Source organism: Acinetobacter sp. YH12097, from assembly GCF_013419225.1.
Taxonomy (GTDB): domain Bacteria; phylum Pseudomonadota; class Gammaproteobacteria; order Pseudomonadales; family Moraxellaceae; genus Acinetobacter; species Acinetobacter amyesii.
On sequence record NZ_VPAN01000004.1, the window covers coordinates 70,748 to 81,898 of the forward strand.

Below are 11,151 nucleotides of genomic sequence, written 5' to 3' on the forward strand. Positions count from 1 at the left end.
CAACAAAGCTTTATTTTTAATAGAAAAATAATGTAAAAAAATTGGATAAAATATGAAACTCAAAACACTCGCTATTCCTTTAGCCATGTTCTGCTTTGGCCCAATGACAGCACATGCAGCAGACCTCGTCGGGACCTGGAAAACCATAGATGACAAAACAGGCTATGCACGTGCTGAAGTCCAAATCACCAAATTAAAAGACGGCAGCTATAGCGGTAAAATCACCAAAGTGCATGCCATCCCCAACCGCCCTGTCACCACCATTTGTGAAAAATGCGAAGGTAAACTCAAAAATGCACCCTTAATTGGTTTACCGATCTTCTCTGGCTTTAAACATAATGCAAAAGAGAATGCGTACACCGATGGCAAGGTGATCGACCCACTTTCAGGCAATACCTATCAAGGTAAAGGGCAATTAAATGCGCGGGGTAATGTCCTGACACTTCGAGGGTATGTCGGAACCACGCTCCTCGGCCGGACGGTATCCTGGATCCGCGTCAACTAAAGTCGCCATTTGGCTTTCATTGGCATGATGAACTCAACTCCAGACGAGTTCATCATGCCGATAATAATCTACTTTGAGATGAATTCCGACTATTTTACTAGTGCGTAGACGTTCAGCATAAACCTCATTTAGCGCCAACTCGTTCATGTTTTGGCTCAAAATATAAATACCAATTCTTAAAAAATCACTAGAATATTCATATTATTTCAGGCTACATTAAACCCATAATATTTTTATGCCTTTAAGTTTTAGGCATCCGCTTTTTGTGTAATGTGGGTAATTATATGGCTGTTAAATTCCTCCCTTCTATCCTGTTCGGCATGTTCTCCATCTGCAGTTTATCCTCTGCTTTTGCAGCGATTGACCCCTTAGTGGGGACATGGAAAACCATTGATGATCGAACAGGATATTCCCTTGCCGATGTGGTGATTCGCAAAGATAAGCATGACCTGTATTCGGCCACCATTATCCAAAGCCGAAGCGTACCCGGAACAGCAAATGTTTCGACATGCACGCAATGCACCGGTGCTCAGAAAAATAAACCCATGGTCGGTTTAACCACTTTAAGCGGCTTAAGCGCTGATCCAGAAAAGCCCAATGAATTTGTGGGTGGAGTGATGCTCGATCCCAAATCAGGCAAGCACTACAATGCACGCGCTCGTTTGATGAATAATGGCAAGCATTTGATCATCAATGGTCGTACTGAAGGCTCTGCAATTGGACGCAATGTCACTTGGGTCAAAAACTAAGCACGAGGCCTTTAAATCATTAAAGGCCTTTTTTAACTTAAAAATTAGAGTAAAAACTCCATATTAAAGCAGTGTTTTAAAAAAATCTGCCAAATACATCACAAACCATCACATTGATTTTGTAGGGCTTTATATATAAATTAGGCAACTTACTCTAAAAACACAATTCTGAATTTTCAGGGGATGAAATGAAAAAAATATATCAACAATTATTTGCCGGAATAGTACTTAGCACTTTGTCAGGATTGTCAATCGCTGCGGAAACCGATCCGCTAGTGGGTAAGTGGAAAACTGTCGATGACCGCACCGGATATTCACGTGCAGACGTTGAAATTCGCAAAAAAGCCGATGGAAGCTATGAAGGCATCATTGTCACCACACGCAATGTCCCTGGCACTGAAAAAATGGGCGTCTGCTCGAACTGCCCAGGTGAATTGAAAAATAAACCTTTTATCGGCTTGCCATTTATTTGGGACTTTAAACAAGATCCAAAAAATCCACGTGAATTCCAAAACGGTAAAGTTCTGGACCCGATTGGTGGAAAAATCTATAAAGGCAAAGCAAGACTTAGTGCTTCAGGAAAACATTTAACTATACGTGGGTATGTTGGTGTATCTGTGATTGGTCGTAGTGTCACTTGGATAAAATATTAATTTTAAATGTGTTTTTAAAAGCCTCCTCGTGAGGCTTTTTTATTGTCATGTTTTGAAACAATAAGCTGCAGTTTGCCCCTATGACAGTTTGATGAACCCTTCTATATTGATTAAAACATAATCAATATTTATACAGAGAGTATGCCAGACAATCACTATCAAACTTTAGGGATCGCCCGAGATGCTTCGGCAGATCAAATTAAAAAAGCCTATCGAAAATTGGCGCGTAAATATCACCCTGACGTCAGTAAAGAGGCTGATGCTGAAGCGCGTATGCAAGCGATTAATGTTGCATACGACACCTTGAGTGATGCCGAAAAGAAAAAACAATACGATTTTGAACTCGATCATCCTCAAGGATTTGCTGGGTTTAATGCTGGCAACCAAGATGGTTTTGACCAATCTCAGTTTTATCGCCAATCGACGAGTGATGGTCAGCATGCGGACTTTAGTGGATTTGAAGACTTGTTTGGTCGTTTTGGGCAAGGCTTTGGTGGCGGTGACTATCAGTATCAACGTGCAAACCGCCAAACCAAGAGCTTCCGTGGTGAAGACCAACACGCCAGTTTAGAAGTGGATTTAGATATTGCCTTTCATGGTGCAACGCAGAATATCACCTTACAGATTCCAAGCCTGAATGCGCATGGTGAGCCTGAAGTGCAACGTAAAACCCTGCAAGTCAAAATTCCTGCAGGTATGAAATCAGGTCAACAAATTCGACTCTCCGGCCAAGGGCAAGCCGGCTATAACGGTGGAGCCGCTGGCGATTTATACATTGAAATTTTGTATAAACAAACCGAGCAAACCCGTGTAGAAGGTGCTGATGTTTTCCAACAACTGAATATCAGTCCATGGGAAGCAGCATTGGGTCAAAAAATTGCATTTACCAGTCCTGATGGCAAAACATTAGAGCTACAGATTCCTAAAAATGCGCGTACTGGACAGCAGCTACGATTAAAGGACAAAGGGATACCAAACAAAACACCCGGACAGCTTTACCTGATTTTAAATATAGTGATACCAGCTGCACAAACAGAACAAGAGCAACAAGCTTATGCGGCTTTTGCTCAAGCTTTTCCGTCATTTAATCCACGACAGTCTTAAGGAGAGCACCATGACAACAATTCATTATCGTGAAATTGTCTGTGACGGATGTAAACAGACTGAAATCGTAGACGAAAAAAGTAGTTTTGATCTACAACACTTTGCCTCTGCCTGTGGGCAAAGTCCAGAATGGGTTCTGCAACTACTCGAATACGATATTCTGCCTAGCCGTTCAGAAGACAGGATTCATCAATTTTTTGGCGATGATATATCTCGCGCACGGCGTGCCTATCGGCTTCAACGAGATTTCGATGCCAGTTTTACTGCGGTCGCCATGATGCTCGACCTGATTGATGAAGTCCAACAACTACGTCGCCAAGTGAAACACCAACAGCTTCATTCGCACTAAATGTATTCGTGAACGCTCTGTCCTGCAGGGCGTTTTTCTTTTTTCTTGTAGAGGAAATGATCGACAACCATGAAAACACGAGATTGCAATAAAAAAGTCAAAAACATGTTTCCTGAGTACCGTGATTTGGTCACTCAGTTACGTGATGAAAATCCGCATTTTGCGCGGATCTTTGAAGAACATGATGAGTTGGATCGCGAAATCATTCAATTGGAATTAGATCCTGTCAATCACCACAACACAGATATTGAGACCATTAAACGCAAGAAATTAAAGCTAAAAGATGAAATTTACCGCTTGCTGAAAAGTAATGAAAATGATGATATCTCTTGAGATATCGACTCATGTATAGGGGAATTTTCATGATGCATGTCGTTCGCAGTACAACCTACGAGGCTACGCAATTGAATTGCTAGGACCATAAGGATCGGTCAAATCGGGTTGTACTGCAGATTTTTTAAAAACAAAATTTAAAAACAATAAAATCATGACAAAGGATTCATCATGCAAATACATCATGTGCTATTTGGGGCATTACTCAGTTTCAGCGCTCTGTTGCATGCCAGTGATATGACCGGTGTTTGGAAAACCATTGATGACCAAACAGGATATTCACGCGGCGATGTCACCGTCGTCAAAAATGCCGATGGGACATATAGTGGAACACTCACGGCAATACGCCCACTGCCGTACAAACCCTTGGTTGAAGTATGCTTAAAATGCAAAGGCAAACTCAAAAATGCTCCCTTGGTGGGCCTCGAAATTATCAAAGGATTTAAGCCAGACCCACAACATCCAAATGAATATAGCAATGGAACCGTGCTCGATCCCCTCTCAGGTAATGTCTATAAAGGCAAAGCCAAGCTGAGTGCGAATGGCAAACGTTTAACCATGCGTGGCTATATTGGCGTATCTGCACTCGGACGTAGTACCACATGGATTCGTAATGATTAACAACTAGACCCATCCATCAGAGAAGCTGACACGAATTATTTGAGTTTCGTCAGCTTCTCAATTTCTTTCATGGTTTTAACCGTACCTTTGACTGTGCCCTTCACCGTCTGTTTGATTGGTTCATAATCCATAAACCAAAACAGATTCATGTGTTGATCGCCGTGCTGCTGCGCCAACATATCAATCACGCTTTTTTCACCACGCCCCACCAAATGCCGTCGATAAAAATAATACAGCAGTAAAATCGTGGTCATCAGCATGATGCCGAGCATGATCCAAAAACCGGTTGGCGATTTAAGTCCGGGAATGAACTCAAAGTTCATGCCGTATATACCGGTTAATAAGGTTAATGGTGCGAAAATCGCCGTAATAATCGCTAAAATACGCATATTTTCATTGGTTTGGTTGGCAACGGCTGAAAAATGCAGATCAATGGCGGCCTGCACGGCACTGCGTAATCGTGTGGTATGTTTTTGAATGCGTTCGATATGGCTGGTTAAATCATCTACGCGAACCAGCATGATATCCTGCTTTTCACTGCGCTTTTTGCCTTTCAAATGTGGGTAATTATCCACAACTTCATCACGCAGTTCTTGCAAGGCTTCAATTTGCTCTTCACACAAATTTTCCACTTGCTGAAAGGCCATATTTTCCTGCAGCAGTTGATGCCACTTGGTAAAGCGCCGATGCCCTTGCAGCAATTCTTGCTGCCAAAACTCGACACGGCGGGTCAATGGAACACGTAAATCCAAGTATCCATCCACCATATTATTCAGTAAACGCAATGCCAAATCTAAGGGTGTAAGGGCTAATTTTCGTGGTTTATTTTGTTCATCAATCGGCCGAGAAATTAATGTTTCAATTCGTTGGATATAACTTTCAATGGCTTTGTTGCCTTTTTCGCGCACCGTGATCAGCACTTGGGGCGTGAGCAAAAAACTGATCGGGGTGGTCGCCAAACCAAAGACCCGCTCATGCTTTTCAAGCGCATCGGCGCCAGCAGCAATTTGGTCATCGGGTGTGACCATTTTTCTAAAAATTAATAAATCGTAATCATCAAGTGTGTCAAAAGCACACGGATGCTCTAAATTTAAAATATCCCGCAGATGGTATTCATTGACCCGCAAGTCTGATGCCTGAAAAATATCACTCTGCCACTGCTCTGGGCGGTTGACGACATCTTCACGGGTACAATCAATCCAAATAAACTCAGGCTCAAGTTCAGGATGATGCTCACATTGCACTTGGTCTTGCACATAGATATGCGCGGCTGTTGGATGCTGAAAAAAATAATAGGTTTGCATATCTCATTTATTATTGTGTTTACTTTTTGCATGATGCCATAAAAAAAGCCTTGAGCAAGTCAAAGTTCATACTCTGACTGCACTCAAGGCTTTTTAGAATCCATTCACAGAGCCGAAACCCTGTGAATCAACAAACCATTAAGCTTGTTCGATGTCTTTCATGGTTAATTTGATACGACCGCGGTTGTCGACATCAGCAACTTGTACTTTGATCTCTTGACCTTCAGATAATACGTCTGAAACGTTCGCAATGCGTTCGTTAGAAATTTGAGAGATGTGAAGTAAGCCATCAGTACCTGGAAGGATGTTTACAAACGCACCAAATTCAACGATACGAATCACTTTACCAGTGTAGATTGTACCTGGTTCGATTTCAGCAGTAAGCGCTTGGATTTTCGCAACAGCAGCAGAAGCAGCCGCTTTAGTTTCACCAAATACGCGAACTGTACCGTTATCTTCGATATCGATTGCTGCTTTAGTTTCTTCAGTGATCGCACGAATCGTTGCGCCGCCTTTACCAATCACATCACGGATCTTATCAGGGTTGATGTTGATCACTTGGAATGTAGGCGCGTGCATAGAGATTTCAGGACGAGCGCGTGAAATCACTTGGTTCATTGCATTTAAGATGTGCATACGACCTGCATACGCTTGGTTCAATGCAACTTCCATGATCTCTTCAGTAATACCTTCGATCTTGATGTCCATTTGAAGTGCCGTAATACCGTTTGCAGAACCTGCTACTTTAAAGTCCATGTCACCAAGGTGGTCTTCGTCACCCAAGATGTCAGAAAGAACTGCGAAACGCTCGCCTTCTTTGACTAGACCCATTGCGATACCCGCAACTGGTGCTTTAAGTGGAACACCTGCGTCCATAAGTGATAGAGAAGCACCACATACAGAAGCCATTGAAGATGAACCGTTAGATTCAGTGATGTCCGATACGATACGGATCACGTACGGGAAGCGGTCAGCTGCTGGAAGTACAGCTTGTACACCACGACGCGCTAAACGACCGTGACCGATTTCACGACGTTTAGGACCAGATTCACGACCAGTTTCACCTACAGAGTATGCAGGGAAGTTGTAGTGCAACATGAAGTTGTCAGTTTTCGTACCCGCTAATGTATCTACCATTAACGCATCACGTGTATTACCCAAAGTTGTTGTTACCAACGCCTGAGTTTCACCACGTGTGAATAATGCAGAACCGTGAGCACGGTCTAACACGCCAACTTGTACGTCAAGCGCACGAACTGTTTTAGTATCACGGCCATCAATACGTGGTTTACCTGACAAGATGTTGTCACGTACTGTACGGTATTTCAGGTCTTCGAATAATTCAGCTAAGTCGTCAGCGATACCGTCAACGTCTTCTTCTGGAACAAATTGAGCAACAGCTTCAGCTTGAAGCGCATCAAGTGCTGCATAACGATCGTGTTTAACAGCGATTGTGTATGCTTCAGAGATTTTCGCTTCAAACGCTTCTTTTAATTTTGCACGAAGGTCTTCGTTTTTCGCAGGTGCAGTCCAAGTAGACTCTGTTGCACCAGCAGCCGCAGCAAATTCTTTAATCGCTTGGATCGCGATTTGCATTTCGTCATGACCGAACAATACAGCGCCAAGCATTTGGTCTTCAGAAAGTTCTTTCGCTTCTGATTCAACCATCAATACTGCAGATTCTGTACCTGCAACCACAAGGTCAAGGTCAGATTCTTTAAGCTGTTCGTGGTTCGGGTTAAGGATGTATTCACCGTTGATTAAACCAACGCGCGCACCACCGATTGGACCACGGAAAGGCGTACCCGCAATTGCAAGTGCAGCAGATGTACCTAACATTGCAGCAATGTCAGCATCCATCGTTTTGTCAGAAGAAATCACAGTCGCAGTCACTTGGATTTCGTTGTAGTAACCTTCTGGGAACAACGGACGGATTGGACGGTCGATTAAGCGTGAAATAAGAGTTTCAGCTTCAGACGCGCGGCCTTCACGTTTACCGTAACCGCCCGGGATACGACCTGCAGCATATTGTTTTTCTTGGTAGTTAACAGTCAATGGGAAGAAGTCTTGACCTGCTTTAGCTGTTGGTTGAGCAACAACGGCAACAAGAACTTGTACACCACCCATAGTGATGATTACAGTGTTCGCTTGACGCGCAACACGACCTGTTTCTAGGACAACTTGATGCTGACCGTATTGGAATTCTTTACGAATAATATTAAACATCGACATGTTTTATTTTTTCCTGATTTTATTCTAGTGGAGACCCCTAAGGTTTGGCATTCACTCAACGCCCCAAACGCTGCAACATAAATGACAAAGCTTAGAAGCCGACCTCACTAGATATTAAAAACATTAATTAAAAATACTAATTTGAGACACAAAGAAGGAGCGAATCAACGCCCCTTCCCCATTATCCAACCAAGGTTGGATAGACTTTAGTTTTCAGTAATACAGCACTAAGCATGCAATAGTCCGAAAATAAAAGTTTAAATCGAATTAACGACGTAAACCTAAAGCAGCAATCAATGCGCTGTAACGAGTAGCATCTTTACCTTTAAGGTAGTCAAGAAGCTTACGACGTTGGTTAACCATACGGATAAGACCGCGACGGCTATGGTGGTCGTGTTTGTGCTCTTTGAAGTGACCTTGTAAATCATTGATTTGAGCAGTTAAAAGAGCTACTTGAACTTCTGGTGAACCAGTGTCGTTTTCAGCGCGAGCGAATTTTGCAACGATCTCTGCGCGATCTGCGTTTGTTAAAGCCATTCGATTTCTCCGAGATGCTTATAAAGTTAACTTTTGATACGAATCAACTGATAAATCAGCTGACTGCCGTGCATCACTACAGCAAGTGCATTATATTAAGGGAAAATCGTCCCAATTGCAAAAAGAGATGGCCGACTTCGTCAGGTTTTCATGACGATAATAGCGCCTTTTTTTTCACATCGATTCCATTATAAATTTTTTATATGTTTCGATACTTTATGTGACACAAAACCGCATATTTCTAACATGTTGAATGCGATGTCATTGAATGAATTTTAAACTGATTTTTTGATATATTTTGCCACTCGATGTTTAGCATGCAAAACTCAAAGTGGAATGATTAAAAAAAAGCCCGAGCTAGGCTCGGGCTTTTTTGCGCTGTAGTTTCTTCTTTTTTAGTTATTGTTTTATTATTTATTGTTTTATGTGGCGCTTTTCCGCGTCCTTATGTCAAACATTCCATGTTTTAACTTGCACTTCCTTATGTGGTAGATTTTGCCACAACGGCTATTAGATAAAAGTCGTATTTTTCGTATCTATATGTAAGCTTTTTCGTACATCAGTTAAGCTCTATTTCTTTTCTGTTACAGCGTATAGGCATTTCTTATTTTCCAGACATAAAAAAGCCCTGTAGTCTCTCCCAAAACTACAAGGCTTAGCGGCTGTAAGTTTCCTATTTCCTTACTTCACTGTAAGTTCGCTGTCTTTTGACGTTATTCTTATACTTTTGCGATTTTACTCAACCATCCATGTTGAGTTCTTTTTCTGTGAAGTCATCTTCTCAAAAAGCTCTAAAAAGCTCTATGCGCAAATCTCCTGAATCGATGTAAGCCATTTCTTACAAAATACGGTACATTTTGCCTAGGCTTTACAAAGGTAGGTGATTGTTAATTTTTTCTAACAGACCACTAACTCGCGCTGTTCTTTTTATAAGCGCTTTTGCCAATGCATCTTTTGCAACAAGCAAACTCACCACTTTTTTGGCACGAGTGATGGCGGTATAAATCAGCTCTTTACTCATCATTTCGGTAGCATGATTTTCCAAAACTACCGCCGTATGGGTAAATTCAGAACCTTGAGACTTATGTATGGTCAAGGCATAGGCGGTTTCTATACTTTTAGGTAACCGTGTTGCCACCACCCATTTATCCAAACTTGGAAAATAAACCTCAAACTGCGACTTTTCCGTCATCGGTCGTTTTAAGCAAATCCCGATATCACCATTTGATAGTCCAAGTTGATAATCGTTATAGGTCATCATGACTGGACGACCGACATACCAATCCCCTTGTTTCAACACACCCAAGGCATTTAAGACCCGTAGTTCAATCTGCTGATTGAGTTCATGTAAGCCTAATTTTCCATGTCGAATGGCCGATAAAATTCGATAATCATCAAAATAGCGAATCAATTGGGCTAACCAATTTGCATATTCAGCGGGTTGCTCTGGCCATTGTTTTAACCATGCCACATAGGGCTGAAAACCATACATCAGTTGATCATAATATTTTGCCCAATGTGCCGCACTGTTCGTGGCTTCAGGGAGATATTTCAACTGAATCACATCGCTCATATTCGGTGTCAGTTGAATCGGCTGAAGTTCGGATGCAGATACCACCTGATGTTCGAATTTCGCCAGAACTTCAGTGGTTGTTTGCTGTTGTTCTTGTTGTTGAATAAAACGAGCAAACTCACCAATGGCTGCACCCTGTACAAAACGGCGGCTGGTCTGTAAATGGGTACGGTTGGCTTGTAAGGCATCGACATCCTGAAGGTTGGCCAAAACAGCGCCAACATCGACCGAAGCCAACTGTTCTGCATCCCCTAAGAGAATCAGCTTGCTGTGTTGAGGGATTGCCGCGAATAGCATCTGCGCCAAACTTAAATCCAACATGGAGGCTTCATCGACCACAATGACGTCATAGGGTAAGCGTTGGCGCTCATTAAACCGCGGGATAGCGCGCGTCCCTAAACCCAATAGACGATGCAAAGTTACGGGTTTCAAATGTTTGTGAATAATCGAATAATGCTGCAATGCAGGATCTTTAAACGCTGCTTGTAAGGCTTCTTCCATTCGCTGCGCCGCTTTTCCTGTCGGCGCTGCCATCGCAATTCTTAAATTTGGATTTTGCTCATTCAACACGGCAATAATCCGAGCCAAGGTATAAGTTTTACCTGTCCCAGGCCCACCGGTAATGATATTAAAATTGTGCTGACACACCATGTGCAGTGCTTGGATCTGATGGGGATCGGTCAGTAAATCCTTTTCAATATTAAGCATCTGCGTTTGATTGAGATTTTGCTCTGTTTGCTGTTTTAAACGTGCAACTTGCTTGGCTAAAGCATTTTCTAGTGCCCAATAGCGATAAAGATAAAGTCGCTGTGAATCAAAAATAAAAGGCGCAACAGGTGTTTTTTCAGCTTGCTCATGCTGAACCATCTGAGCCAAACATTGAATCTGCGCATCTTCGGCCAAAATACAACTATCGCCTTTTTCCACGGCTTGCATCAATTGTTGAATTAACTGATTTGCAGCAGGATGACTGGCCTGATTGGGTAAATAATGTTGGATTAAATAGTCAATCCAATCCGGCAAAACCTCATCTAAATCAGCTTTTTCTTGGGTATTTTGGGGAACTAAAACCTGCGTTTCCACAGTATTTTCTTGTCCCGCATGCAAAGGCTGTGCTGACAAGGCTTTTTGATCATTTTCCACACAGTTATCCTCAAACTTATCCACAATGCAACTTATTGTTTCAGCGTG

At 42.3% G+C, this 11,151-nt stretch carries 11 protein-coding genes; 7 read left to right on the forward strand and 4 right to left on the reverse strand.

What is annotated here, in order from left to right; translation table 11 throughout:
- Window positions 1-52: 52 nt before the first annotated feature.
- The 7 genes from FTU37_RS03350 to FTU37_RS03380 all read left to right on the forward strand — a co-directional run bounded on the left by FTU37_RS03350 (window position 53) and on the right by FTU37_RS03380 (window position 4,314).
- Complete coding sequence (locus FTU37_RS03350) at window positions 53-505, forward strand: DUF2147 domain-containing protein (RefSeq protein ID WP_168377963.1); 453 nt, start codon at window positions 53-55, stop codon at window positions 503-505.
- Between the two features lie 284 nt (window positions 506-789).
- A complete protein-coding gene (locus FTU37_RS03355; RefSeq protein ID WP_168377964.1) occupies window positions 790-1,254 on the forward strand; it encodes a DUF2147 domain-containing protein in 465 nt (154 codons plus the stop codon).
- 188 nt (window positions 1,255-1,442) lie between these two features.
- Entirely contained in the window at window positions 1,443-1,907 is a 465-nt protein-coding gene (locus FTU37_RS03360; RefSeq protein ID WP_168377965.1) for a DUF2147 domain-containing protein, read from the forward strand.
- Window positions 1,908-2,048: 141 nt separating this feature from the next.
- The gene (locus FTU37_RS03365; RefSeq protein WP_168377966.1) at window positions 2,049-3,011 is read left to right on the forward strand and encodes a DnaJ C-terminal domain-containing protein; all 963 of its coding nucleotides are present in this window, start codon (window positions 2,049-2,051) and stop codon (window positions 3,009-3,011) included.
- 10 nt (window positions 3,012-3,021) lie between these two features.
- Window positions 3,022-3,360: a chaperone modulator CbpM gene (locus FTU37_RS03370; protein ID WP_078189792.1), complete on the forward strand. Its 339-nt coding sequence runs from the start codon at window positions 3,022-3,024 to the stop codon at window positions 3,358-3,360.
- A gap of 69 nt (window positions 3,361-3,429) precedes the next feature.
- Entirely contained in the window at window positions 3,430-3,693 is a 264-nt protein-coding gene (locus FTU37_RS03375; RefSeq protein ID WP_168377967.1) for a YdcH family protein, read from the forward strand.
- Between the two features lie 171 nt (window positions 3,694-3,864).
- Window positions 3,865-4,314 carry a DUF2147 domain-containing protein gene (locus FTU37_RS03380; protein WP_168377968.1) on the forward strand — a complete coding sequence of 150 codons (450 nt, stop codon included), beginning with the start codon at window positions 3,865-3,867 and terminating at the stop codon, window positions 4,312-4,314.
- Between the two features lie 35 nt (window positions 4,315-4,349).
- Here the strand turns inward: FTU37_RS03380 and FTU37_RS03385 are convergent, their stop codons facing one another.
- The 4 genes from FTU37_RS03385 to recD all read right to left on the reverse strand — a co-directional run bounded on the left by FTU37_RS03385 (window position 4,350) and on the right by recD (window position 11,043).
- The gene (locus FTU37_RS03385; protein ID WP_168377969.1) at window positions 4,350-5,618 is read right to left on the reverse strand and encodes a magnesium transporter CorA family protein; all 1,269 of its coding nucleotides are present in this window, start codon (window positions 5,616-5,618) and stop codon (window positions 4,350-4,352) included.
- A 138-nt stretch (window positions 5,619-5,756) separates the two neighbouring features.
- Window positions 5,757-7,844 carry a polyribonucleotide nucleotidyltransferase gene (gene pnp, locus FTU37_RS03390; RefSeq protein WP_171262611.1) on the reverse strand — a complete coding sequence of 696 codons (2,088 nt, stop codon included), beginning with the start codon at window positions 7,842-7,844 and terminating at the stop codon, window positions 5,757-5,759.
- A 273-nt stretch (window positions 7,845-8,117) separates the two neighbouring features.
- Window positions 8,118-8,387 carry a 30S ribosomal protein S15 gene (gene rpsO / locus FTU37_RS03395; RefSeq protein WP_005007057.1) on the reverse strand — a complete coding sequence of 90 codons (270 nt, stop codon included), beginning with the start codon at window positions 8,385-8,387 and terminating at the stop codon, window positions 8,118-8,120.
- A gap of 868 nt (window positions 8,388-9,255) precedes the next feature.
- Entirely contained in the window at window positions 9,256-11,043 is a 1,788-nt protein-coding gene (recD, locus tag FTU37_RS03400) for an exodeoxyribonuclease V subunit alpha (protein ID WP_373686266.1), read from the reverse strand.
- Between the last annotated feature and the right edge of the window lie 108 nt (window positions 11,044-11,151).